The following is a 25,129-nucleotide window of genomic DNA, read 5'->3' on the forward strand; positions in this document are numbered from 1 at the left end:
CGGCGGAAGACCTCGTCCCCAGGGAGTAGCAGGTGCGGACCGAACCCGACCGGAGGATGATCGGCGGGGGGTATGTGCATCTGGCAGACTCTCTCCCTATGGGTGAAATGACCGTGAAGACTCTGGAAGGCCGGACTGCCGCTCCACCGAACGAACCGTCGGCCTCACCCGCCATCACCGAACCGGCACGAACGGGACTTTCGGCCCAGTTGCGAAGACTGCGCCTGCCGCGCCGCCCTCGCGTGTGGTTCGAAGTGCTGCTGATCGCGGTGAGTTACTGGGTGTACTCGCTGATCCGCAACGCGGTGCCCGAGCAGAAGGCGAAGGCGCTCAAGAACGCCGACTGGATCTGGAGCACCGAGCACCACCTCGGCATCGCGGTGGAGCGGTCCATCAACCATGCCGTGGATTCGGTGAGATGGCTCATCATCGGCATGAACTACTACTACGCGACACTGCACTTCATCGTCACCATCGGTGTCCTGGTGTGGCTGTTCCGTAGTCATCCCGGCCGCTACGCCGCCTCCCGGCTCGTCCTTTTCGCGACGACGGGCGTGGCCCTGGTCGGCTACTACTTCTTTCCGCTGGCGCCGCCCCGGCTGATGAACGGCGGCCACTTCATCGACACGGTGCTCGTGCACCACACCTGGGGCTCGATGGCCTCGGGCGACCTGAAGAACATGTCGAACCAGTACGCGGCGATGCCGTCGATGCACATCGGCTGGTCGACCTGGTGCGGTCTGACGATCTTCGCGCTCGCCTCCGCGCCCTGGGCGAGGATCCTGGGCCTGCTGTACCCCATGGCCACGCTGGTCGTGATCGTCTCCACGGCGAACCACTTCTGGCTGGACGCGGTGGGCGGCCTGCTCTGCCTGACCTTCGGCCTGCTGGTCTCCCGCGCGTGGTACGGCAGCCTCCCGCACCGGCTGCCGCAGTCGGTGGAGAGCCCGGCGAGGTCGCGTACTACAGGTGCGCCCCGTAGAACCGCTCCTCCACAACCGCCCGCGCCCGTCGCGTAAGACGCCGGTAGTCCTCCAGCATGTCCCCGACGTGCCCCGGCTCGTACCCCAGGTAACGCCCCACCGCGGCCAGCTCCCGCCCGTCGGAGGGGAAGGTGTCGCCGGCCCGCCCGCGCACCAGCATGACCCCGTTGCGCACCCGGGTCGCGAGCACCCACGCCTCGTCCAGTATCGAGGCCTCCTCGGTGTCGATCAGCCCGGCCGCGTGGGCGGCGGCCAGCGCCGCTCTGGTCCTGGTGGTGCGCAGGCCCGGGATCTCCCAGCCGTGCCGCATCTGCATCAGCTGGACCGTCCACTCGACGTCGGACAGACCGCCGCGGCCGAGCTTGGTGTGCAGCGTGGGGTCGGCTCCGCGCGGCATGCGTTCGGACTCCATCCGGGCCTTGAGCCGGCGGATCTCGCGCACCGCGTCGTCACCGAGGCCCTCCACCGGATACCGCAGCGGGTCGATCAGCTCGGTGAAGCGGACCCCCAGGTCCCGGTCGCCCGCCATCACCTCGGCGCGCAGCAGCGCCTGGCTCTCCCAGACCAGCGACCAGCGCCGGTAGTACGCCTCGTACGACTTCAGCGTGCGGACCAGCGGGCCGGACTTGCCTTCCGGGCGCAGATCCGCGTCGATGAGCAACGGCGGGTCGGTGGTGGGGAGTTGGAGCAGTCTGCGCATCTCGGCGACCACTCTGGCCGCGGCCCGCGAGGCCTCCTGTTCACCGACGCCCTCGCGGGGCTCGTGCACGAACAGGACGTCCGCGTCGGAGCCGTAGCCCAGCTCGTGGCCGCCGAAGCGGCCCATGCCGATGACGGCGAACCGGGTCGGCAGGGTGTCGCCCCACTCGGCCCGCACCGCCGCGCGCAGGGCGCCCGCGATGGTGGCCGCGTTCAGGTCGGTGACCGCGTTGCCGACCCGGTCGACGAGCGCGCCCGGGTCCTGTTCGGCGGGTCTGTCCTCGGTGCCGTACGAGCCGATGAGGTCGCCGGCCGCGGTGCGGAACAGTTCGCGGCGGCGCACTCCGCGGGCCGCCGCGACCGCGCCCTCGGCGGTCTCCGCGCGGCCGACCGCGGCCAGTATCTCCTGCTCCAGGTGGTCCCGGCCGCGCGGGACGAGGCCGCCCTGGTCGCCGAGGATGGCCACCGCCTCGGGGGCCCGGAGCAGCAGGTCGGGGGCGAGCCGGCCGGCCGAGAGGACCCGGGCCAGGTTCTCGGCGGCGGCGCCCTCGTCGCGCAGCAGCCGCAGGTACCAGGGGGTCTTGCCGAGCGCGTCGGAGACCTTGCGGAAGCCGAGCAGTCCGGCGTCGGGGTCCGCGGAGTCCGCGAACCAGCCCAACAGGACGGGCAGCAGGGTGCGTTGGATGGCGGCCTTGCGGCTCACCCCCGAGGACAGCGCCTCCAGGTGGCGCAGGGCGGCGGCCGGGTCGGCGTAGCCGAGCGCTTCGAGGCGGACTCCGGCGGCGCGGGCGCTGAGCCGGATCTCGCCGGGCGCGAGCTGGGCGACCGCGTCCAGGAGCGGCCGGTAGAACAGCTTCTCGTGCAGCCGCCGCACCGCGGACGCGTGCCGCTTCCACTCCTTGTTGAGGCTGGCGACCGGCTCGGTGCGCAGCCCGAGCGAACGCCCGAGCCGGCGCAGATCGGCCTCGTCCTCCGGGACGAGGTGGGTGCGGCGCAGCCGGTAGAGCTGGATGCGGTGCTCCATGGCGCGCAGGAAGCGGTACGCCTCGCCGAGCTGGGCGGCGTCCGCCCGGCCCACGTAGCCGCCCGCGGCGAGCGCGTCGAGCGCGTCGAGGGTGGTGCCGCTGTGCAGCGTCGCGTCGCTGCGCCCGTGCACCAACTGGAGGAGCTGGACGGCGAATTCGACGTCGCGCAGCCCGCCGGGCCCGAGCTTCAGTTCGCGCTCGACCTGGGCCACGGGGATGTTGTCGACGACTCTGCGCCGCATCTTCTGCACGTCGCCGACGAAGTTGTCCCGGTCGGCCGCCATCCACACCAGCGGTGAGACGGCCTCGACGTACTCCTGGCCGAGCTCCGGGTCGCCCGCCACCGGCCGCGCCTTGAGCAGCGCCTGGAACTCCCAGGTCTTGGCCCACCGCTGGTAGTACGCGAGATGGCTGGACAGGGTGCGCACCAGCGGCCCGTTGCGGCCCTCCGGGCGGAGGTTGGCGTCGACCGGCCAGATCACGCCCTCGACGGTGGTCTCCGAGCAGATCCGCATGAGGTGCGAGGCGAGCCGGGTCGCGGCCTGCAGGGCCTTGCCCTCGTCGGCCCCTTCGACGGGCTCGGCCACGAAGATGACGTCGACGTCGGAGACGTAGTTGAGCTCGTGCCCTCCGCACTTGCCCATCGCGATCACCGCGAGCCGGCACTGGGCGGCGTCGGCGGGCGCGGCGGTGCGGGCGATGGCGAGCGCGGCGCGCAGCGTGGCGGTCGCGAGGTCGGCCAGTTCGGCGGCGCTCTGCGCCATGTCGGTCGTCCCGCACACGTCGCGGGCGGCTATCGCGAGCAGACAGCGCCGGTAGGCGACCCGCAGCGTCACCGGGTCGACGGCGTCGGCGAGACCCCGCTCGAATTCGGCGACCCCGGGGTGCAGGTCGGCCGCCTCATAGGTGACCAGGGCGTGCCAGTCCCGGGGGTGGCGGGCCAGGTGGTCGCCGAGCGCCTCGGAGGCGCCGAGCACCCCGAGCAGCCGGTCCCGCAGCGGCTTCGCCGCGACCAGCGTGTCCAGGAGCGCCTGACGCTCGTCGGCGTCCTGCGCCTGAATCGCCTCCACGACACGGACGAGTCCGAGGAGGGCCAGATCGGGGTCGGCGGTGGCGCCCAGCGCGTCCAGGAGGACCGGATCGGACCGTACGGCCGAGAGCTCGGGGGTCTCCAGGAGGCGCTCGGCGGCCGAGGGGTCGGTGAAGCCATGTCGCAGCAGTCGCGTGAACGTACTGCTCCTGCGCCCCGGCACCGTCATCTGGCCGCCTCCCACGTCGTACGCGCGCACGCCCGGCCCGGGTCCGGCGGAACCCGGCCCGCCCGGTCGGGCTGCCCCGGCTTCCGAGCCTAGCCGCAGTGGGCGCTCGGAGGCCCGGCGAGGTGTTCCCCGACGGCCGGAAGGGACGGCCCGCGCACCCCCCGGGGTGATCAAGGCCACATGACTGGTCCCGAGTCCAAATGAACCCGATTCTTGGCCCTTTCGTCTTCCCTGCCGATCAGGTTCTGACCAGCCCTGATCGAGCACTCAGGACCGGACCCGGCCAGGACGTGCTCCGCACCCTGACCGGCCGCCGAGGCCGCCGTACCGAAAGACCGCACCCATGAAGCCCAGGCTGCCGCTGCGCTCCGCGCTGCTCTCCCGCCGTGGCGCCGTCGCCGGCTCCGCGCTCGTCGCCGCGCTGCTCACCGGCGGGGTCTTCGCGGAACTCGCGATGTCCGACACCGAGGGCACGGACACCCCGGGCGCCGCCGCCTCGGCCGCGCCGGCCGCCGTGTCCTCGGGACCGGTGCGGCCCGCGGGCGGCTCCGTGCTGCAGATCATGGCCCACCCCGACGACGACCTGTTCTTCATGAACCCGGACACCGGCCAGTCGCTGCGCTCGGGCCGCCCCATCACGTCGGTGTACGTCACGGCCGGCGAGTCGGACGGCGTGAACTCCCCGCCGCCGAAGAAGCCGGGCGGCCCGCGGCCGAAGGCCGACCGGGCCAAGTACGCCGAGGCCCGCCAGAACGGCATACGCGGGGCCTACGCGCAGATGGCGACCGGCGACCGGGCCGGCGCGTGGACGCGCGTCTCCATACCCACCGCGGGCGGTGGCACCGCCGAGCTCGACACGCTCGACGCCCGCCCCGACATCCACCTGGTGTGGGTGCAGCTGCGCGAGGCGGAGACGATCCTCGGCAACCAGCCGCACAGCCTGCGTGGCCTGTGGAACGGCCAAGTCGCCACGCTCACCTCGCAGTTGTCCTCGGGCAGCCCGGCCCACTCCTTCACGTACACGAAGGACCAGATGGTCAAGACGCTCGCCGGGCTGATGGAGCGGTTCCGCCCGACGCATGTGCGCACCCTCGACCCGACGCCGGGCGTGGACGGCAAGCCGCAGAAGATCATCGACCACCAGGACCACATCTTCAGCGCCCGTTTCGCCCAGGCCGCGCTCCAGCTGTACGCCAAGTCCGCGAACCACCCGGACTTCACCGTCCAGACGTACTTCGGCTACAACACCAGCCACCTGCCGCACGCCTTCGCCAAGCCGGCCTCCGACGCCAAGGCCGACATCGTGAAGACGTACGCCTGGATGGACCCGGACGACAACTACTGCGACAGCACGGCCGGTTGCGGCGACCGCAAGGTGTCGACCGACGTGTACGGCAACAACTGGGCCCAGTCGGTCCGTTACAGCCGCACCAACTCCACCTCCTGGCTGCAGTCCGGCAAGGACGGGAGCCTGTGGGCGTTCGGCGTGCTCGACCAGCGGCTCGCCGTGTGGCACAAGGCGCCCGGCGCGGACGGCACTTGGGGCAAGCCCGAGCTGCTGCCCGGCGACGGCATGGACCCGGGGGTGAGCTCGACGCGGCTGCCGGACGGCCGGCTCGCGGTGTTCGGCACCCGTACGGTCTTCGGCGCCGGGCTCACCGACTACCACCGCGAGGTGGTGGCCGCGGTGCAGACGGCCGACGGCGGCTTCGGTCCCTGGCGTTCGCTCGGCGCGCCCGAGCGGAGCGGCAGCGACGGCATCTTCGACATGTCCACGCCCACCGCGGCGGTGGACGGCTCCGGCAGGCTCACCGTGTTCCTGCGCGGCGGCGACCGCAGCCTGCACTCCGCGACCCAGACCGCGGACGGCGGCTGGACCCCGTGGGCCGGCCTCGGCGGCGCCGACCTGGTCGGCGACCCGGTGGCGGCCACCGACGGCGGCGGCCGCGTCCACGTGTTCGCCAGCACCCCCACGTCGATGCCGACCTGGGCGCAGGCCACCCCGGACGCCCCGATGCCCGCGCGCGCCGAGGAGACCAAGCTGCCGCCGAACACGATAGGCATGTCCGCCCGCGCGGACGGCGACGGCGTGCGGGTGTACTACCGCAAGGGCGGCTCGGGCAACGTCCAGAGCGTGCTGTTCACCGGCGCGGACCCGGCCGGGGTCACCGACCTCGGCGACACCTCCGGCTACGGCATGGTCGGCGCGGCGGGCCCGCTCCTGGCGGGTCGCACCGCCTCCGGCGCGCTCGCCACCCTGGAGCCGGGCGGCGCGGACCCGCAGTGGAAGCCGGACGGCACCATCCTGTTCACCGGTGCCCCCTCGGCCGTGCAGGACGGCCAGAACGCCGTGGCGGCGGCGATCGGACTGGACGGCCGGCTGTACTGGACGCAGACCGCCGGCCCGGGCGGCCCGGCCGGCGGCTGGAAGCCCGTCCCTTAGCGGGTGCCGGTCACGGCACGAGGCTCTTCTCGCGCTCGGCGGGCGCGGCCACCGGCGTCGGCGGCTGCGGCTCGGGGACCAGCCACCTCGGCAGGCGCGGCTCCACCAGGGGCCGGACCAGGACGCGTACCGGCTTCGTCGACAGCAGTGCGACCACCGCCACCGCGACCGCGCTGAGCACCAGCTGTCCCGAGAGCCCCGTCTGCCGGACGATCCGGAAGACCCCGTAGTACTCGGCGACGCGGAGCAGGATCCCGTGCAGCAGATACGGGTAGAGGGTGACCGCGCCGAACGCCGTGATCCACAGGCGGCGGCCCGGCACCAGTGCCAGGAACGACGCCACCAGGAGCGCGCTCACCGCGAACAGCGCCAGCCTGAGCAGCAGGTACCGGCCGAGCGGGACGTGCAGCGCGACGTTCCCGGCGTCCATGGACAGCCAGTCGTCGCTCGGTTCCGGTGACAGCCGGTAGGCGAGCGCGAGAGCGCCGATGAAGACGGGCACGGCGAGGCGGCGGGCCGTGCGGGTGCGCAGCCGGGCGAAGTGTTCGGGGCGCAGCCGCAGTCCCAGGACGAAGTACGGCAGGAACATCAGCACCCGGGGCAGCGCCAGGTCCCCGCCGATGACGGTCGTGCCCGCGGCGAGCGAGACGACGACCGCGATGGCGACCGGATGGCGCACGGCGTTCCAGACGGGCGTGGTGAGCCGCCAGACGAACAGGGCGATGAGGAACCAGCACAGGTACGTCGGCGAGGTCGGGGTGATCGCGAGCTCGGTGCCGCGCAGCCAGTGGTAGACGAGGCTGTAGATGGTCTCGAAGATCAGATACGGCACCAGCACTCCGGACAGGAGCCGGCGGATCTGGTCGGGGCGGCCGGTGAAGCTGCGGGAGAAGTAGCCGGAGAGCAGAATGAAAGCCGGCATGTGAAAGGCGTAGACCAGGTTGTGCAGGGCTCTGAGGGCCTGCGTGTGGGGGGTGATCACCTGCTCCCAGCTGTGGCCGAGCGCGACCAGGGCGATCAGCAGGAACTTGGCGTTGTCGAAGAACGGACTGCGATCGGGGGTTCGGGGACTGCCAGGACCGGGATGGGGGGTGGAGCTGGTCATTCACCCCAATGTAGGGGGACGGGAGTGCCTCATGGGGACGTCATCGCCGTGGGCACGGGACGTTCCCCGGGTCTTCACTCACTTTCACCTTCCCGGTTGACATGGACACCCCTAACCTCTGGGTGCACCGCCCCCCGCCATCCCCCCACGTCATCCGGAGGTAGCCGTGTCCGGCGAGCCGAAACCGCGCCGCACCCGCACCGCCCTGCTCTGTGCCCTCGGCCTCGCGGCCGCGTCCGCCGGCCTGTGGGCCGGCCTCGGCGGGACGTCCTCCGCGCACGCCGCGGCGAGCGTCCCCACCCCGGACCACGTGATCGTGGTCGTCTTCGAGAACCACGCGTACAGCCAGGTCATCGACAGCTCCAGCGCCCCGTACATCAACTCGCTGAAGTCCGGCGGCGCCAACCTCTCCGCCTCGTACGCCGAGACCCACCCGAGCCAGCCGAACTACTACGCGATGTTCTCCGGCGCCACCCAGGGCATCACCGACGACAGCTGCGTCACCCCCGGCTTCTCCGCCGCGCCGAACCTCGCCTCCGAGCTGATCGCGGCCGGTAAGACCTGGGCGAGCTACAACGAGTCGCTGCCCGGCGAGGGCTCCACGACGTGCTCCAGCGGAAAGTACGCGCAGAAGCACAACCCGTGGTTCGGCTTCTCCAACGTGCCGACGTCGTCGGCCCACACCTTCGCCCAGTTCCCCACCGACTACTCCACGCTGCCGCAGGTCTCCTACGTCGTCCCGAACCTGTGCAGCGACATGCACGACTGCTCGGTCGCCACGGGTGACAGCTGGCTCAAGAAGAACCTGGGCGCGTACGCGACCTGGGCCAAGACCCACAACAGCCTGCTCGCCATCACCTTCGACGAGGACAACCGGCTCAGCGGAAACAAGATCCCGACGGTCCTGTACGGCCAGCAGGTGACCCCGGGCTCCTCGTCGTCCACCCAGTACAACCACTACAACCTGCTGCGCACGATCGAGGACATGTACGGCACCGCGCACGCGGGCCAGGCCGCCAACTCCACCGACATCACGGGCATTTGGACCTCCTGACGTGTACGTAGCGGACAGCCGCGGCAATCCAGCCGCCGCGGCCGACGCCGCCCGGGTCTCCTCCGGGCGGCGTTCGGCCGTCGCCCCCACCGTGTTCGCGCTCGGCACGGTCAGTCTCATCACCGACGTCTCCTCGGAGATGGTCACCGCCGTCCTCCCGCTGTACCTGGTGACCGGTCTCGGCCTGTCCCCGCTCGGCTTCGGCCTGCTCGACGGCGTGTACAACGGCTTCAGCGCGCTGGTGCGCCTGGTCGGCGGCCATCTGGCCGACCGGGGCGGGCGCCACAAGACGGTCGCGGTGCTCGGCTACGGCCTCTCCGCGCTGTGCAAACCCCTTCTGCTCCTTGTGAGTTCACTGCCGCTGATCGGCGCGGTGCTCGCCGCTGACCGCACCGGGAAGGGCCTGCGCACCGCGCCGCGCGACGCCCTGATCTCGCTCGCCTCCGAGCCGGAGGCGCGCGGCCGGGCGTTCGGGGTGCACCGGGCGATGGACACGGCGGGAGCCCTCCTCGGCCCCCTGACCGCCTTCCTGATCCTGCGTCAGGCGGCCGACGGCTACGACGCCGTGTTCACGGTGAGCTTCTGCGTGGCGGCGATCGGCGTCCTGGTCCTGCTCCTCTTCGTGCCCTCCCGCACCACGGCGGCTCCCGCCGGGGACGCCCCCCGCCCCTCCCTGAAAGCGGCCCTGGCCCTCCTTCGCGACCGGACCGTACGCCAACTCGCCATCGCCGCACTCCTGTTGGGCCTGGCCACGGTGAGCGACTCGTTCATCTACCTGCTTCTCCAGCACCGGCTCGGCGTCCCCGACCGCTGGTTCGCGCTGCTTCCGCTGGGCACGGCCGCCGCCTTCCTGCTGCTCGCCGTGCCGCTCGGGCGCCTCGCCGACAAGGTGGGCCGCTGGCAGGTGTTCCTCGGCGGCCATCTCGCCCTGCTCCTCGCGTACGCACTGCTCCTGACCGGCTGGCAGAGCCCGGCGCTCCCCTTCCTCACGCTGGCCCTGCACGGCGGTTTCTACGCGGCGACCGACGGCGTCCTGATGGCCGCGGCGGCCGGGTCGGTTCCGGCCGCACTCCGCTCCTCCGGGCTCGCGCTGATCCAGACCGGCCAGGCCGCGGCCCGCTTCGTCTGCTCGATCGCCTTCGGTGCGGCCTGGACGGCCTGGGGCGACCGGACGGCGCTGGGCACGGCGGCGACGGCCCTGGCCGCCTGCGCGGTGGGCGCCTTTCTGCTCCGCCCCTCGACCAGCGCGAAGGAAGTCCGGCCTTGACGCTCCGCAACAAGATCCTGGTGCTGGTGGCGGCGCTCGCCGTGCTTGCGGCCGTCGCCACCGCGTCCGTGCTGCACGCGGCCGGCCGCGCGGACCGCAAGAACCAGACCCAGGCGGGCGGCCCCCAAGTGACTGCGGGAAAGGTGTCGTTGACGCCCGGCGCCACCCGCCGGATCGTGTTCCGCAACATGGCGTGGGGCCCGCACCGCGACGAGCTGGCCACCGTCCCGGCCACCGATCCGGCGGGCCCGCGCACCGCCTCCGGCGTGAAGTGCCTGCGCTTCTACGCGGCGGCGGGCACCGGCATCTGCCTCCGGGCCGAACACGGCACGGTCCAGGACTCGTACCGCGCGGTGCTCCTGGACGCCCAGCTCAAGGAGCGCGCGCACTACGGCCTCCCGGGCATCCCGACCCGGTCCAGGGTCTCACCGAGCGGCCGCTGGGTGGCCTGGACGGTGTTCGTCGGAGGCGACTCGTACGCGGGCACGAACTTCTCGACCCGCACCGCGATCCTCGACACCAGGACCGGTCAACTCACCCAGTCCCTCGAAGACTTCAAAGCTATGAAGGACGGCAGGGAGCACCACGCAGCGGACACCAACTTCTGGGGCGTGACCTTCGCCGCCGACGACCGGCGGTTCTACGCGACGATGGCGACGGGCGGCCGGACCTACCTCGTGCGGGGCGACCTCGCGGACCGCACCGTGACCACCGTCCACACGAACGTCGAGTGCCCCTCGCTCTCCCCCGACGGCACCCGGATCGTCTACAAGAAGCGGGTGCCGGGCCTGCCCGCCGACGCCCCCTGGCGGCTGTACGCCCTGGACCTGGCGACGATGCGCGAGAGCGCGCTCGCGGAGCCGAGGAGCGTCGACGACCAGGCGGTCTGGCAGGACGACCACACGGTCGCCTACTCGCTCGCCGGGGACTACGGAGCCGACCTGTACACGGTCCCCGCCGACGGCACGGGCAGGCCGCAGCACCTGCTCACGGCGGGCCTGGCCCCGGCCTACCTGGGCTGAGGGCCCGGCTACTCCTTGTGGGCGCGGTAGTAGTCCCGCTCCATCTCCCGGGTCTCCACCATGACGTGCAGGCGGCGGCCCGCGACTCCCGTCACATGCTTGCGGGCGATCTCCAGGACGGTCTCGCTCAGCTCCTCGATCGCCTTCGGGGTGCGCCCGGAGAGGATCGCGACCTGGATGAAGACGGCGTCGACATCGTCCTCGGCCGCGCCGAAGTACGACTCCTCGATGCGCCGGAAGCGGGTCTTGAACGCCTCGGTGGTGGCGTTGATCGGGGCGGGCGCGACCTCGTGGACCTCACGGGCGAAGGCCCGCCGGTCGAAGGTCGCGGCGAGCCGCTCGGAGTACTCGACGGTGACGAATGGCATGAGGCCAATTCCCTTGTGTAGTAGTGCCGTTGATCAGGTGGACGTCTTGCGGGCCGCGTAGTGGCGGGCGGCCCGTACCCGGTTTCCGCACTTGGTGGTGCACCAGCGGCGGGCCGCGTGGGAGCGCAGGAACCAGCGGGTGCAGCCCTGGGCGCCGCACGGCGCGAGCAGGTCGGCGTCGGGCCCGGTGAGCAGGTCGGCGCCGTCCTCGGCGAGCAGGGAGAGGGCGGCGCCGGCCGGGTTCCCGGTGTCGGGTTCGTCGGCGCGGTGCGGCGCGCGGCCGGTCCAGACGAGGCGGGGTGTGGGAGGCGCGGCGGCCAGCGCGGAATTGAGCGCGTCCAGGCTCGGCGCGGGCGGCCGGGTTCCCTCGGCCCGCGCCGCGAACAGCTCCCGGAGCGCCTCGCGCAGGGAGCGCAGCCGGCTCGCCTGGCGGCCGTTCAGAACCGTCCGGTCGGGCAGGAGTTCATGACGTACCAGCCAGAGCCGCGCGGCGTCGGTGTCGTCCAGTAGGTCCACCGGCCCGTGGCTGAGCGCGAACCGGGTGTTCACCAGGGCGAGGGAGGCAAAGCGCTCCTCGCCGGGAACCGGCAGCTGATGGAGGTAGTGCGGCGCGTCATGATCCACGCCTCTCATGCTAACGCTTGCCGTTCCCCGTGAGAAGGTCTAGCGTTCCTCACGGAAAAAGGAAATCCAAAGCGTTAGACAGCGTTAGACAGGGGGCGCCCGAAGATGGCGTACGACGTGCCGGACTTCGACGTGGACCGGATACGCGAGGACTTCCCGATCCTCGGCCGCACACTCGACAGCGGGGCCCAGCTGGTCTATCTGGACTCGGGCGCCACCACCCAGAAACCGCTCCAAGTCCTGGACGCGGAACGGGACTTCTATCTGCACCACAACGCGGCCGTGCACCGCGGCGCCCACCAGCTCTCGGTCGAGGCGACCGACGCCTACGAGGGCGCGCGCCGCACGATCGCCTCCTTCGTCGGCGCGGCCGAGGACGAGATCGTCTTCACGAAGAACACCACCGAGAGCATCAATCTGGTGGCGTACGCCCTCGGCAACGCGGGCGCCCTCGGCCCCGGCGACAAGATCGTGGTCACCGAGATGGAGCACCACGCGAACCTGGTGCCCTGGCAGCAGCTCGCCGAGCGGACCGGGGCAAGGCTCGCCTGGTTCGGCCTCACCGACGAGGGGCGCCTGGACCTGTCGGACCTCGACCGGCTGGTCGACGGGACGACGAAGGTCGTCGCCCTGACCCACCAGTCGAACGTCCTCGGAACGCTCAACCCCGTCCGTACGATCGCGGACCGGGCGCACGCGGTGGGCGCGCTGGTGGTGGTCGACGGCGCCCAGTCCGTACCCCATCGGCCGGTCGACGTACGGGAGTTGGGCGCGGACTTCCTCGCGTTCTCCGGGCACAAGATGCTCGGCCCGAGCGGCGTCGGCGTCCTGTGGGGCCGCGCGGGCCTGCTCGACTCGCTCCCCCCGTTCCTGACGGGCGGCTCGATGATCGAGGTGGTCGAGATGGAGCGCTCGACGTTCCTTCCGCCGCCCCAGCGCTTCGAGGCGGGCGTCCCGATGACCGCCCAGGCGGTGGGTCTCGCGGCGGCGGTCGACTACCTTCAGGCCCTCGGGATGCCGGCGGTCGCGGCGCACGAGGACCGGCTCACCGCGCTCGCCCTCGACCTCCTCGGGGAGATCCCCGGGGTGCGGATCATCGGCCCCCCGGACCTCACCGAGCGGGGCTCGGCGGTGTCGTTCGTCGTGGCGGGCATCCATCCGCACGACGTCGGCCAGGTCCTCGACGACCGCGGCGTCGCCGTCCGGACCGGCCACCACTGCGCCCGCCCGCTCGCCCGCCGCCTGGGAGTCCCGGCGACGACGCGGGCGAGCTTCTACCTCTACAACACCCCGGCGGAGGTGAAGGCCCTGGCGGACGGGGTGCGAGCGGCCCAGAAGTACTTCGCGTGAGGGGACCTTGCCTGGGAGCCGAGGGGCCTCCGAGCTGAGGGGGCTGACGCCCCCTCAACTCCCTTACAGCACCGGCAAGTTCTTCCGCAGCTCGAACGCGGTGACCTCGCTGCGGTACTCCTCCCACTCCTGCTTCTTGTTGCGCAGGAAGAAGTCGAAGACGTGCTCGCCGAGCGTCTCGGCGACCAGCTCGCTGCGCTCCATCAGGGCGATCGCCTCGCCGAGGTTCTGCGGGAGCGGTTCGATGCCCATGGCGCGGCGCTCGGCGTCGGTCAGCGCCCAGACGTCGTCGTCGGCGCCCGCCGGGAGCTCGTAGCCCTCCTCGATGCCCTTCAGGCCGGCCGCGAGGAGCAGGGCGTAGGCGAGGTAGGGGTTGCAGCCCGAGTCGAGCGAGCGGACCTCGATCCGGGAGGAGCCCGTCTTGCCCGGCTTGTACATCGGGACGCGGATGAGCGCCGAGCGGTTGTTGTGGCCCCAGCAGATGTACGAGGGCGCCTCGCCGCCGGCGCCCGCCGTACGCTCCGAGCCGCCCCAGATCCGCTTGTAGGAGTTGACCCACTGGTTGGTGACCGCGGCGATCTCGGCGGCGTGCTTGAGGAGGCCCGCGATGAAGGAGCGGCCGACCTTGGACAGCTGGTACTCCGCGCCCGACTCGTAGAACGCGTTGCGGTCGCCCTCGAAGAGGGAGAGGTGGGTGTGCATGCCCGAGCCGGGGTACTCGGAGAACGGCTTCGGCATGAAGGTCGCCTGCACGCCCTGTTCGAGCGCGACCTGCTTCATGACCAGGCGGAAGGTCATGATGTTGTCGGCCGTGGACAGCGCGTCCGCGTAGCGCAGGTCGATCTCCTGCTGACCGGGCGCGCCCTCGTGGTGGCTGAACTCGACCGAGATGCCCATCGATTCGAGCATCGTGATCGCCTGTCGGCGGAAGTCCATCCCGACGTTCTGCGGGGTGTGGTCGAAGTAGCCCGAATTGTCGGCCGGGACGGGGCGGGTGCCGTCCAGCGGCTTGTCCTTCAGCAGGAAGAACTCGATCTCGGGGTGCGTGTAGAAGGTGAACCCGAGGTCGGAGGTCTTGGCGAGGATGCGCTTGAGGACGAAGCGCGGGTCCGCGAAGGACGGGGAGCCGTCCGGCATCCGGATGTCGCAGAACATCCGGGCGGTGCCGGGCGCCTCGGCGCGCCACGGCAGGATCTGGAAGGTGGACGGGTCCGGCCTGGCGATCATGTCGGACTCGTAGACGCGGGCGAAGCCCTCGATGGCCGAGCCGTCGAAGCCGATTCCCTCGTCGAAGGCCTGCTCCAGCTCGGCCGGGGCGACCGCCACCGACTTGAGGAAGCCCAGCACATCGGTGAACCACAGGCGCACGAACCGGATGTCGCGCTCCTCGAGAGTCCGGAGCACGAACTCCTGCTGCTTGTCCATAGCCACATCCTTGCAGTTCAGACGGCCTGTGCATCACTACCCCGCCAAGAACGGGGACGGCGTGGGAGCCCTCAGTATCGAGGCGCGGGATTACCTCCACATTACGCACTCGGTATGACGTAGAGCACGTCCCCTCCCCTGGGGTGCCCCGGCGCGTTCCTCGGAGGCCGATGTGGTGGATACTCGCTCCTCGTTGCCCGCAGAAAGGCTGAGGAGAACCGAGCATGACCGGCACCCAGGTGGACCCCCCGGATACCACCGTCGCATCCCCCGAGCGGCGCCGCTGGCGCGGCTGGCTGCTCGACGGGCTCAGCGAGCGCTCCGCCCGCCACCCCGGGCCGCACGGCACCCCGCCGGCCGAGCACAAGGGCCAGCGCTGGTGGCGGGTCATGTGCCTGACCGGCGTCGACTACTTCTCCACGCTCGGCTACCAGCCCGGCATCGCCGCGCTCGCCGCCGGACTGCTCTCGCCGCTCGCGACGCTGGTGCTGATCGCGCTGACGCTCTTGGGCGCGCTGCCGGTCTACCGGCGGGTCGCGAAGGAGTCGCCGAACGGCGAGGGCTCGATCGCGATGCTGGAGCGGCTGCTCCCCTGGTGGGCCGGGAAGATCTTCGTCCTGGTGCTGCTCGGCTTCGCCGCCACCGACTTCATGATCACGATCACGCTGTCGGCCGCGGACGCCTCCGCGCATGTCGTGGAGAATCCTTTCGCCCCGAACTTCCTGCACGGCTCCAACCTGTGGATCACGCTCGCCCTGGTCGCGGCGCTGGGCGCGGTCTTCCTCAAGGGGTTCAAGGAGGCCATCGGGATCGCGGTGGCGCTCGTCGGCGTCTATCTGGCGCTGAACCTCGTGGTCCTCGCCACCGCCGTCTGGAAGATCGCCACCGAGCCGGTCGTCATCGGCAACTGGTGGGACGCGATGACGGCCCAGCACTCCTCGCCGCTCGCGATGATCGGGGTCTCGCTGCTCGTCTTCCCGAAGCTCGCGCTCGGCATGTCCGGGTTCGAGACGGGCGTGGCGGTCATGCCGCAGATCCAGGGCGACGCCTCCGACACCCACGACAAGCCGGCCGGCCGCATCCGCGACACCCGCAAGCTGCTGACCACCGCCGCGCTCATCATGAGCGGCTTCCTGCTGGTCTCCAGCCTCGCGACGACGATCCTGATCCCCGAGTCCGAGTTCAATTCCGGCGGCCAGGCGAACGGGCGCGCCCTCGCCTACCTCGCCCACCAGCACCTGGGCGAGGCCTTCGGGACGGTGTACGACATCTCGACCATCGCCATCCTGTGGTTCGCCGGGGCCTCGGCGACGGCGGGCCTGCTCAACCTCGTACCGCGCTATCTGCCGCGGTACGGGATGGCGCCGGAGTGGACCCGCGCGGTCCGGCCGCTGGTCCTGATCTTCACGGCGATCGCCTTCTTCATCACCTGGTGGTTCGACGCCGACGTCGACGCGCAGAGCGGCGCCTACGCCACCGGCGTGCTGGTGCTGATGCTCTCGGCCTCGTTCGCCTCCACGGTCGCCGTGCACCGGCGCGGCAAGCGGGGCGCGGCGCTCGGCTTCGGGGTGATCACCGCGGTCTTCGCGTACACGCTGGTCACGAACGTGATCGAGCGGCCGGACGGCATCAAGATCGCGCTGCTGTTCATCGTGGCCATCGTGGTGTCGTCGTTCGCCTCGCGGGTGCACCGCGCCTTCGAGCTGCGGGCGACGGCGGTGACCTTCGACGAGTGCGCCGCCCGGTTCGTGGACGAGGCCGCGCGGAGCGGGCCGCTGCGGATCATCGCGAACGAGCCGCACGAGCACTCGACGCGGGAGTACCGCGCCAAGGAGTACAGCCAGCGCGAGGAGACCCACATCCCCGAGGGCCGGCCCGTGCTGTTCCTGGAGGTCTTCATCCAGAACTCCTCGGACTTCACCACCGAGCTGACCGTCCACGGCGACGAGAAGCACGGGGTGCGCAGGCTGCGGGTCGAGGGCGCGGTGGTGCCCAACACCATCGCGGCCGTGATGATGGAGCTCCGCCACCGTACGGGCGAGGTCCCGCACGCCTACTTCAACTGGACCGAGGGCCATCCGCTCAGCCACCTGCTGCGCTTCCTGGTGTTCGGCGACGGCGAGGTCGCGCCGGTGACCCGCGAGGTGCTGCGCCGGGCCGAGCCGGACCTGAGCCTGCGCCCCCGGGTGCACGTCGGCTGAGCCCGCTGCGATGATTCCGGCCGGGTGACGCCCCGGCCCGCCGTGAGCCGCACTCCTCCCCCAGCATCTGCGCCCGGGGGAGTGCGGCTCACGCGTATCACGCGCCTGCTCCGCCCCGACTCCCCCTCAGCAGAGGGACGTTACGGACAGATGACCACCAACGGCACGTCAGGGCCCGGGCGCAAGACTGGTGCAGGGCTGTGCTGAGCGCTGCGCGGTGGGCCCGGAGAAGCAGTTGGCACAGGGCGTGGTCGACTCCCAGCGGTCGGAAATCGACCTGATGGCACAAATGCTGAAGAAAGGGGGCGCTCAGGCGCCCTCCAACTGACCGTCACTAAACGCTCTTTGGCGTTTCTTGGTGATCACTTGCCCCCCGCATGAACTGTTCCTGACAAGAGTGACGCATTACGTGCGCGCATCAGACAGCACACGTACAGCATGCGAAGACCTTCACGCAGGGGGTTACATGAGAACCAGCCGCGCCAGGCGGCGCGCCGTTGTGAGCATGGCAGCGACACTGCCCGTGCTCGCCGGTGCGCTCGCCTTCGGCATACCGTCCGCTCAGGCGGCCGATCCGGTCCCGAGCGGACGGGCGGCCCTCGCGGGCACCAAGCCCGTGTGGGCCACCGGCTCCGCCGACCAGGGTGCCACCGCCAAGTCCGCCCCGGTCAACGCCCGGGTGTACCTCGCCGGGCGGGACGCGAAGGGCCTCGACGCGTACGCCGCGGCCGTGTCCGACCCGAAGTCGGCCTCGTTCGGCAAGTACCTCAACGCCGAGCAGGCGCAGCAGCGCTTCGGCGCGACCAAGGAGCAGATCGACGCGGTCACCAAGTGGCTGAAGTCGTCCGGACTGACCATCACGGGCTCCAACCAGCACTACATATCGGTGTCCGGCGACGTCGCCGCGGCGCAGCAGGCGTTCGCCACGCAGCTGCACGACTACCGCAAGGACAACCGGACTTACCGGGCCCCGTCGAAGGCCGCGTCCGCGCCGCACGGGCTGGCCGACGCCGTCCTGACGGTGACCGGCCTGGACAACGCGCCGCACCAGTCGACGCACCAGGACACGCTGCCGGGTCCGGGCGCCGGGTTCCGCAACTCGGGCCCGTCCTCGACGTACTTCGGCTCCAACGTCGCCAAGACGCTGCCGGACGCGTACGGCACGAAGATCCCGTACGCGGTGCACGGCTACACCGGCAAGCAGCTGCGGGCGGCCTACGGTGCGGGCAAATACACCGGCAAGGGCGTGACGGTCGCGATCACCGACGCGTACGCCTCGCCGACCATGGCGTCGGACGCGGCGACCTACGCCAAGCGCAACGGTGACGCGGCCTACAAGAAGGGCCAGTACACCGAGGTCCTCCCGGCCGCCTTCAACAGCGTGGACGCGTGCAAGGCGTCCGGCTGGTACGGCGAGGAGTCCCTGGACGTCGAGGCCGTGCACGCCGTCGCACCGGACGCGAACATCGTGTACGTGGGCGGCGCGTCCTGCAACGACCCGGATCTGCTCGACGCACTCAACAGGGTCGTCGACAAGCACCTCGCCGACATCGTCTCCAACTCGTGGGGCGACGTCGAGAGCAACGAGACCCCGGACATCCAGGCCGCCTACGACCAGACGTTCAAGCTGGGCGCGATCGAGGGCATCGGCTTCTACTTCTCCTCCGGTGACAACGGCGACGAGGTCGCCAACACCGGCAAGAAGCAGGTCGACACCCCTGCGAACTCGGCCTGGGCCACGTCGGTCGGCGGCACCTCGCTGGCGGTCGGCAAGGGCGACAAGTACCAGTTCGAGACCGGCTGGGGCACCGAGAAGGCCGCCCTGTCCGCGGACGGCAAGAGCTGGGTGAAGTTCCCGGGCGCCTACACCGGCGGCGCGGGCGGCGGCACCAGCTCGCTGGTGAAGCAGCCGTTCTACCAGCGCGGCATCGTGCCGGACTCGCTGGCGAAGGCGAACGGCGCGACGCCGATGCGTACCGTGCCGGACATCGCGGCGGTGGCCGACCCCAACACCGGGTTCCTGGTGGGCCAGACGCAGACCTGGCCCGACAAGTCGGTCAAGTACGACGAGTACCGCATCGGCGGTACGTCGCTGGCCGCTCCGGTGATCGCGGGCGTCCAGGCGCTGGCCCAGCAGGCCGGCCGCTTCCCGATCGGGTTCGCGAACCCGGCGATCTACGCGCGCTACAACTCGCCGCTGTTCCACGACGTCACGGACCACCCGCTGGGTGCGGGCCGCAACATCGCCGTGGCCCGCGTCGACTTCGCCAACGGCGTCGACGCGACCGGTGGGCTGCTCACTTCGGTGCGCACGCTGGGCAAGGACAGCTCGCTGAGCGCGGTCAAGGGGTACGACGACGTGACGGGTGTGGGCTCGCCCGCGCCCGGCTACGTGGCGTCGTACGGCTTCCCGTTCCGCCGCTGACCCCCTGACGGGGTCCCCGTCCCGCCCCTGGCCGCGAGTTGCTGCGGCTGGGGGCGGGGCTTTTTTTCTTCCCCCACCCCGCCCCTTCCCGAAACCCTCCGGGGGTGGGACGGGGAAGGTGGTCTCCCGGGGCTCCGCCCCGGACCCCGTTCGCGCCTCACGGGCGTACTGCCCGCGCCACCTCCCCCGGGCTGTCCAGCATGACCAAGTGGCCTGCGCCAGGGGCCAGTTGGAAGGTTGCGGCCAGCGTGGACGCCAATGCGCGCTGGCGGTGGATCCAGGTCGGGCCGCCCGCCCCGCCCGCCAGTACGGTGACCGGGACCGGGGGGAGCCCGAACTGGCCGCGCAGGGAGAGGAGTTCGGCCGCCACCGCGTGGTAGCGGGTGTTCTCCAGGAGCATCCCCCGCAGCACCCGCGACGTGCGGTAGCAGCGCCGCACCACATCGCGCGGCGCCGGATCCCCGCCCCCCGCGCGGGACGCGCGGACCATGCCCCGGCGCGCCGAAGGGCCGAGCGCGGCCGGCACTCCCGCACGGCAGAGCACCGCACCCGCCGCCCGCGCGAACGCCAGCCGCAGCGCCGGAGCGACCGGCGGACGCGCGCGCTCCTCGATGCTGGAGTCGACTAGGACGAGCCCCGCCGTACGGGCCGGGTACAGCCGCGCGAAGGCCTCCGCGTGGAACCCCGCGATGGAGTGCCCCACCACCGTCACCGGCTCGGCGAAGCCCAGCGCGTCGAGGATCCCGGCGATGCGGTGGGCCTCCCCCGCCCCCGTCGGCGCCACCGCGGCGGGCCCGGACAGACCGTGCCCGGGGCGGTCGAAGCGTACGACCGTGTGGTGCGGGGCGAGCAGCGGCACCACCGGGTCCCAGTCGAACCAGCTCATGCCGAGCCCCGCGCTGAGCACCACGACCGGTCCGGCCCCCTCGACCACCACGTGGTGCGGCACCCCGCCCACTCGTACGAACGTCATGTCCGCCGCTCCCGCGCCACGCTCAGCGCGAGTACGCCCAGCCACACCGCCACGAGCAGCACCTGGGAGCGTTGTCCCGCACCGAGCGCCCAGGTGCCCCGGCCGGCCTGGAACGCGGCGACGGAGGCCAACGTCCAGGCGGTGGCGAGGAGTTCGAGGGCGGCGAGGGTCGGCCCGAGGCGGGCGGCCAGCAGGGGCCAGTGGCCGTAGCGGCGGGCTGCGACCGTGAGCCCCACCACCCCGACCAGCGCTCCCACCATGGCGAGGCTGCTGCTCACCGCGTGCGCGGTGTGCGTCGCCGGGACGAGGCCGGCCGTTTCGCGGGCCGCGCACACCGGGTCGGCGGTGGGCGCGCAGCTCAGCGGAAGGCGGGAGTCGACCGCGGTGGCGGCGCCGAAGAGCGCGAGGCCCGCCCAGCCGGCCAGCGACCAGGGCCGGTGGTCACGACACCCGAGCGCGCACACCGCGCCCGCCAGGACGAGGAGTCCCGCGGTCAGGTCGGTGGCGCGGAAGAGTCCGCCGAGCGGCTGGTCGGCGGCCGCGAGTTCGCTCACGTACGCCTGGATCGGGTCGAGTCCGGTCTGGAAGAGGAGCTCAAGGACCCAGGCCGTGTACGCCAGGGCGCCGAGCGCGAGCAGGACGGCCACGGGCCGGGTTCGCACACCACGCTGGGACATAGTGGGGCCAATGCTACGGGGCGGCCTCGCCCCCGGCCGTGATCCGCCGGACACCCCTCTCTTGGTGGTCCGGATGCACCCAGCCCGGCTTGCGGAACTTCAGGAAGGCCAGCGGGGCCGCGATGCCCAGGGCGAGCAGTCCGCCGCCGACGGCTCGGCGCCGAACCGCTCACCCAGCGGTAGATGCCGCCGGTCCAGCCGGAGGCGAGTTCGGCGCCGACCAGCGCGGTGGGCAGCAGGAAGACGAGGGCGGGCGGCAGGTAGAGGAAGATCGCGGCCAGGCCGTAGACGGCCATGGCGGGCGAGGGGCGCAGGCTCGCGACGGATGCCGTCGTCATCAGGCCCAGCGTCACCCAGGAGACGAACTGCCGTTTTGTCCCTTCGGTCGCGACGAGTTCCTCATCGGAGGCATCCGTGGCCGTCATGGGCCCGTGATCGGCTCGGCGCCCGGGTCCCGCACGTCGGGCCGCGGGAACGGCCCGCTCCCCGGCGGGCCCCGCGCCCGGCCCGGCGGGCGTCCGGCACGGGGCGCCGCGCGCCTCCTCGGCACCCCATCGCGTCGCATTGACGATTACACTGGCCGGGTGCCTCAACTACGCCTCGCCCTGAATCAGATCGACTCGACGGTCGGCGACATCGCCGGCAACGCCGAGGCGATCGTGCACTGGACCCGGCACGCCGCCGAGCAGGGGGCGCACCTCATCGCGTTCCCCGAGATGATGCTGACCGGCTATCCCGTGGAGGACCTGGCTCTGCGGTCGTCCTTCGTGGAAGCGTCCCGGGCGGCGCTGGCGGCGCTCGCGGTACGGCTGGACGCGGCGGGCTTCGGGGAGATTCCGGTGGTCGTCGGGTACCTGGACCGGTCCGCGTCCGCCACCCCCAGGCTCGGCCGGCCCGCGGGCGCCCCGCAGAACGCGGCGGCCGTGCTGCACGGCGGCCGCGTCGTGCTGGCCTTCGCCAAGCACCACCTGCCCAACTACGGCGTCTTCGACGAGTTCCGCTACTTCGTGCCGGGCGACACCCTGCCTGTCGTGCGGGTGCGCGGCGTCGACGTCGCCCTCGCCATCTGCGAGGACCTGTGGCAGGACGGCGGCCGGGTCCCGGCCACCCGCTCCGCCGGCGCCGGGCTGCTGATCTCCATCAACGCCTCGCCCTACGAGCAGAACAAGGACGACTCCCGGCTCGACCTGGTCCGCAAGCGGGCCCAGGAGGCCGGCTGCACGCTCGCGTACGTGGCGACCATCGGCGGCCAGGACGAGCTGGTCTTCGACGGCGACTCGATCGTGGTCGACGCGGGCGGCGAAGTCGTGGCGCGGGCACCGCAGTTCTCCGAGGGCTCGGTCATCCTCGACCTGGAGCTGCCGGCCGCCGGCCCGGTCCCCCGCGGTGTGCTGGACGACGGTCTGCGCGTCGACCACGTGGTGATCTCCGAGGAGCCCCTCGCGGCGTACGAGCCGGAGCTCACCGGCGGTTACGCCGACCGTCTGGACGACGACGAGGAGGTCTACTCGGCGCTGGTGGTGGGCCTGCGGGCGTACGCCGCGAAGAACGGCTTCCGGTCGGTCCTGATCGGCCTGTCCGGCGGCATCGACTCGGCGCTCGTCGCCGCGATCGCCTGCGACGCGCTGGGCGCGGCGAACGTGTACGGCGTGTCCATGCCGTCGAAGTACTCCTCGGAGCACTCCAGGGGCGACGCGGCGGAGCTCGCACGCCGTACGGGGCTGAACTTCCGCACCGTCCCCATTGAGCCGATGTTCGACGCGTACATGGTCTCGCTCGGTCTGGCCGGGCTCGCCGAGGAGAACCTCCAGTCGCGGCTGCGCGGCACGATGCTGATGGCGATCTCCAACCAGGAGGGCCACATCGTCCTGGCCCCGGGCAACAAGTCCGAGCTGGCGGTGGGCTATTCGACGCTGTACGGCGACTCGGTGGGTGCCTACGGGCCGATCAAGGACGTCTACAAGACCGCGGTCTTCCGGCTCGCCGAGTGGCGCAACCGGGCGGCGGCCGAGCGCGGCCAGACCCCGCCGATCCCGGAGAACTCCATCACCAAGCCCCCGAGCGCCGAGCTCCGCCCCGACCAGGTCGACACGGACTCGCTGCCCGACTACCCGGTCCTGGACGCGATCCTGGCGATGTACGTCGACCGGGACCGGGGCGCCGACGCGATCGTGGCGGCCGGCTACGACCCCGAGCTGGTGGCGAAGACGCTGCGGATGGTGGACACGGCGGAGTACAAGCGCCGCCAGTACCCGCCGGGCACGAAGATCTCGGCGAAGGGCTTCGGCAAGGACCGCCGCCTGCCGATCACGAACCGCTGGCGCGAGTCACTCTGAACCACGGGGAAGGGGCGCGCCTGCGGGGGCGCCCTCTCCTCACACCTGGAGCCGCGCCGCGACCGGCAGGTGGTCGCTGCCGGTCTTCGGCAGGGTCCACGACGACTTCGGCTGGATGCCCTTGACCATGATCTGGTCGATGCGGGCCATGGGGAACGCGGCCGGCCAGCTGAAGCCGAAGCCGTTGCCCGCGGCGCCCTGGGTGGAGCGCATCTGGGAGGTGATGTTGTTCAGCGAGCGGTCGTTCATCGTGCCGTTGAGGTCGCCGAGCAGGACCACCTTCTTGAGCGGCTCGGCGGAGATCGCCTCGCCCAGCGTGTAGGCGCTGTTGTCGCGCTGGTTGGCGGTGAACCCGGCGTTCAGCTTGACCCGTACCGAGGGCATGTGGGCGACGTACACCGCGACATCACCGGTCGGGGTCTTGACCGTCGAGCGCAGCGCGCGGGTCCAGCCGATCTTGATGTCGACGGGCCGGCTTTCGCTCATCGGGTACTTGGACCACAGGCCCACCGTGCCCTGCACCGAGTGGTACGGGTAGATGTCCGCCAGCGCCTTCTTGTACGCCTCGACCTTGTCGCCCGGGATCTCCTCCAGGGCGAGGACCTGCGCGCCGGAGGCGGCGACCTGGCGGGCGGTGCCGGCCGGGTCGGGGTTCTCGGCGTTGACGTTGTGGGTCGCGACGATCAGGTTGCCGCCCGCGCTCTGCTTGTCGGTGAGCAGTCCGCCGAACAGGTTGAGCCAGACGACCGACGGGAGCAGCAGCGCGATCAGCGCGGTCGCCGAGCGGCGCCACAGCGCGAGACCGAGCAGGACCGGCACGAACAGGCCGAGCCACGGCAGGAACGTCTCGGTAAGCGAGCCGAGGTTGCCGACTGAGTTGGGGATCTTCGCGTGCAGGACCATCACCAGCGCCATGACCGCGGCGATCCCCGCGAGCACCAGGCCGCGGCGCCAGATGCCGGGGTCGCCCCGCCAGCCGTCGAGCAGGCGCCGGAACCGGGACCCGGTGCGCTCGCCCTCCGCGCCGCCGTCGCCCGTTTCCGTCACATACGCCCGCGCCATACCGCTGTCCTCACTGCTGTCGCCCACACACCGTCACCGCTGTCGACCCTAGGCGAAGACGGGTGGCTTTCCCTGCTGTCGTACTCCTCGTACGAAAGCCGTACGCCCCGCAGGACGACCGGGTGCGGTGGCGGGTTCCAGGCGGGGGCCCGGCGGGGGGCCCTGTGACGAAACGCGCATATTAGCGAGCCGGGCGCAGCCCTTCGAGTACGGCGTCGACGATGCGCTCGGCGAACTCGGGCCCCGGCAGCTCAGTGCCAGGCCGCATCATGGTGCGGACCAGCATCGGGGCGACGAAGAGGTCCCCGGCCATTTCGAGGTCGATCCCGGCGCGGATCTCGCCGTTCTCGATGCCCCGCCGCAGCACCTCGTCCATGAGCTCGCGGCGGGGGCCGATGACCAGGCTGTGGTACTTCGACCAGAGCTTGGGATAGCTCTGCATCTGCGCGAAGACGTTGTGCAGCAGCGCGGAGGACTGCTTGGCGGCGCTGCGCTGCCGCACGTTCTCGACCATGCGGACGAGGTCGTCGCGGAGCGAGCGGCCGGGCAGCGGCGGGGTCGGGGACTCCATGGACTGGACGACCTCGACGAACAGCTCCTCCTTGCCGGCCCAGCGCCGGTAGATGGTGGCCTTGCCGACGCCGGCGGTGCGGGCGATGCGTTCGATGGAGAGGTCGGCGAGCGACACGCCGTCTTCCAGAAGCTTGATCACGGCCTCCAGGATCTGCCGCTCGGCGGCCTCGGAGCGGGGCCGCCCGCGCCGTGGTTCGCCGTCCTTGTCCTGCTTGTCCATCAGGGTCACGCCCGCTCCGCTTCTGTCGACCGACCCGC

General features: G+C 71.6%; 18 protein-coding genes and 1 pseudogene. 9 read left to right on the forward strand and 10 right to left on the reverse strand.

Going from position 1 to position 25,129, the window contains the following annotated elements; translation table 11 throughout:
* The first annotated feature begins 98 nt into the window (after positions 1-98).
* The gene (locus ACIBK6_RS08885; protein ID WP_399050037.1) at positions 99-1,019 is read left to right on the forward strand and encodes a phosphatase PAP2 family protein; all 921 of its coding nucleotides are present in this window, start codon (positions 99-101) and stop codon (positions 1,017-1,019) included.
* On the opposite strand, the gene ACIBK6_RS08890 is transcribed toward ACIBK6_RS08885, so the two are convergent.
* The gene (locus ACIBK6_RS08890; RefSeq protein WP_399050039.1) at positions 964-3,966 is read right to left on the reverse strand and encodes a bifunctional [glutamine synthetase] adenylyltransferase/[glutamine synthetase]-adenylyl-L-tyrosine phosphorylase; all 3,003 of its coding nucleotides are present in this window, start codon (positions 3,964-3,966) and stop codon (positions 964-966) included. The two genes, ACIBK6_RS08885 and ACIBK6_RS08890, sit on opposite strands and share 56 nt — an antisense overlap.
* A 343-nt stretch (positions 3,967-4,309) precedes the next feature.
* Here ACIBK6_RS08890 and ACIBK6_RS08895 point away from each other — a divergent pair, with 343 nt between their 5' ends.
* Complete coding sequence (locus ACIBK6_RS08895; RefSeq protein ID WP_399050041.1) at positions 4,310-6,409, forward strand: PIG-L family deacetylase; 2,100 nt, start codon at positions 4,310-4,312, stop codon at positions 6,407-6,409.
* A gap of 10 nt (positions 6,410-6,419) precedes the next feature.
* Here the strand turns inward: ACIBK6_RS08895 and ACIBK6_RS08900 are convergent, their stop codons facing one another.
* Positions 6,420-7,514 (reverse strand): acyltransferase family protein, encoded by a 1,095-nt coding sequence (locus ACIBK6_RS08900; RefSeq protein ID WP_399050042.1) that lies wholly within the window; start codon positions 7,512-7,514, stop codon positions 6,420-6,422.
* 166 nt (positions 7,515-7,680) lie between these two features.
* On the opposite strand from ACIBK6_RS08900, the gene ACIBK6_RS08905 reads away from it, so the two are divergent.
* From ACIBK6_RS08905 to ACIBK6_RS08915, 3 genes are read left to right on the forward strand one after another with little or no spacing between them, the layout of a single operon-like run.
* Positions 7,681-8,568, forward strand: coding sequence for an alkaline phosphatase family protein (locus ACIBK6_RS08905; protein ID WP_399050044.1), 888 nt, complete (start codon positions 7,681-7,683; stop codon positions 8,566-8,568).
* A gap of 1 nt (position 8,569) precedes the next feature.
* A complete protein-coding gene (locus ACIBK6_RS08910; protein WP_399050046.1) occupies positions 8,570-9,835 on the forward strand; it encodes an MFS transporter in 1,266 nt (421 codons plus the stop codon).
* Positions 9,832-10,857, forward strand: a complete 1,026-nt coding sequence (locus ACIBK6_RS08915) for a TolB family protein (RefSeq protein ID WP_399050047.1) — start codon at positions 9,832-9,834, stop codon at positions 10,855-10,857. Before ACIBK6_RS08910 ends, ACIBK6_RS08915 begins: the two co-directional genes overlap by 4 nt.
* An 8-nt stretch (positions 10,858-10,865) precedes the next feature.
* Here the strand turns inward: ACIBK6_RS08915 and ACIBK6_RS08920 are convergent, their stop codons facing one another.
* Both ACIBK6_RS08920 and ACIBK6_RS08925 read right to left on the reverse strand, forming a co-directional pair.
* Positions 10,866-11,225 carry a 5-carboxymethyl-2-hydroxymuconate Delta-isomerase gene (locus ACIBK6_RS08920; protein ID WP_399050048.1) on the reverse strand — a complete coding sequence of 120 codons (360 nt, stop codon included), beginning with the start codon at positions 11,223-11,225 and terminating at the stop codon, positions 10,866-10,868.
* A gap of 33 nt (positions 11,226-11,258) precedes the next feature.
* A complete protein-coding gene (locus tag ACIBK6_RS08925; protein WP_399050050.1) occupies positions 11,259-11,858 on the reverse strand; it encodes a CGNR zinc finger domain-containing protein in 600 nt (199 codons plus the stop codon).
* Positions 11,859-11,954: 96 nt separating this feature from the next.
* Here ACIBK6_RS08925 and ACIBK6_RS08930 point away from each other — a divergent pair, with 96 nt between their 5' ends.
* Positions 11,955-13,199 (forward strand): cysteine desulfurase, encoded by a 1,245-nt coding sequence (locus tag ACIBK6_RS08930; protein WP_399050052.1) that lies wholly within the window; start codon positions 11,955-11,957, stop codon positions 13,197-13,199.
* Between the two features lie 63 nt (positions 13,200-13,262).
* Here the strand turns inward: ACIBK6_RS08930 and ACIBK6_RS08935 are convergent, their stop codons facing one another.
* Positions 13,263-14,624 carry a glutamine synthetase family protein gene (locus tag ACIBK6_RS08935; protein ID WP_189960966.1) on the reverse strand — a complete coding sequence of 454 codons (1,362 nt, stop codon included), beginning with the start codon at positions 14,622-14,624 and terminating at the stop codon, positions 13,263-13,265.
* Between the two features lie 224 nt (positions 14,625-14,848).
* On the opposite strand from ACIBK6_RS08935, the gene ACIBK6_RS08940 reads away from it, so the two are divergent.
* Together ACIBK6_RS08940 and ACIBK6_RS08945 are read left to right on the forward strand one after the other, a co-directional pair.
* A complete protein-coding gene (locus ACIBK6_RS08940) occupies positions 14,849-16,825 on the forward strand; it encodes an amino acid transporter (RefSeq protein WP_399050054.1) in 1,977 nt (658 codons plus the stop codon).
* A 466-nt stretch (positions 16,826-17,291) separates the two neighbouring features.
* The gene (locus tag ACIBK6_RS08945) at positions 17,292-19,250 is read left to right on the forward strand and encodes a protease pro-enzyme activation domain-containing protein (RefSeq protein WP_399050056.1); all 1,959 of its coding nucleotides are present in this window, start codon (positions 17,292-17,294) and stop codon (positions 19,248-19,250) included.
* 157 nt (positions 19,251-19,407) lie between these two features.
* Here the strand turns inward: ACIBK6_RS08945 and ACIBK6_RS08950 are convergent, their stop codons facing one another.
* The 3 genes and pseudogenes from ACIBK6_RS08950 to ACIBK6_RS08960 form a co-directional block, all read right to left on the reverse strand.
* The gene (locus ACIBK6_RS08950; RefSeq protein WP_399050057.1) at positions 19,408-20,223 is read right to left on the reverse strand and encodes an alpha/beta fold hydrolase; all 816 of its coding nucleotides are present in this window, start codon (positions 20,221-20,223) and stop codon (positions 19,408-19,410) included.
* Positions 20,220-20,900: a DUF998 domain-containing protein gene (locus ACIBK6_RS08955; protein WP_399050059.1), complete on the reverse strand. Its 681-nt coding sequence runs from the start codon at positions 20,898-20,900 to the stop codon at positions 20,220-20,222. The genes ACIBK6_RS08950 and ACIBK6_RS08955 overlap by 4 nt, the downstream gene beginning before the upstream one ends.
* Before the next feature lie 167 nt (positions 20,901-21,067).
* A pseudogene (locus tag ACIBK6_RS08960) lies at positions 21,068-21,325 on the reverse strand (amino acid:proton antiporter); the annotation flags it as partial.
* 159 nt (positions 21,326-21,484) lie between these two features.
* Between ACIBK6_RS08960 and ACIBK6_RS08965 the strand changes: the two are divergent.
* The gene (locus ACIBK6_RS08965) at positions 21,485-23,236 is read left to right on the forward strand and encodes an NAD+ synthase (protein WP_399050061.1); all 1,752 of its coding nucleotides are present in this window, start codon (positions 21,485-21,487) and stop codon (positions 23,234-23,236) included.
* 39 nt (positions 23,237-23,275) lie between these two features.
* Here the strand turns inward: ACIBK6_RS08965 and ACIBK6_RS08970 are convergent, their stop codons facing one another.
* Together ACIBK6_RS08970 and ACIBK6_RS08975 are read right to left on the reverse strand one after the other, a co-directional pair.
* Entirely contained in the window at positions 23,276-24,298 is a 1,023-nt protein-coding gene (locus tag ACIBK6_RS08970) for an endonuclease/exonuclease/phosphatase family protein (protein WP_399050180.1), read from the reverse strand.
* Positions 24,299-24,479: 181 nt separating this feature from the next.
* Entirely contained in the window at positions 24,480-25,091 is a 612-nt protein-coding gene (locus ACIBK6_RS08975) for a TetR/AcrR family transcriptional regulator (RefSeq protein ID WP_399050182.1), read from the reverse strand.
* Between the last annotated feature and the right edge of the window lie 38 nt (positions 25,092-25,129).

Source organism: Streptomyces sp. NPDC050485 (assembly GCF_044458185.1).
Lineage (GTDB): Bacteria > Actinomycetota > Actinomycetes > Streptomycetales > Streptomycetaceae > Streptomyces.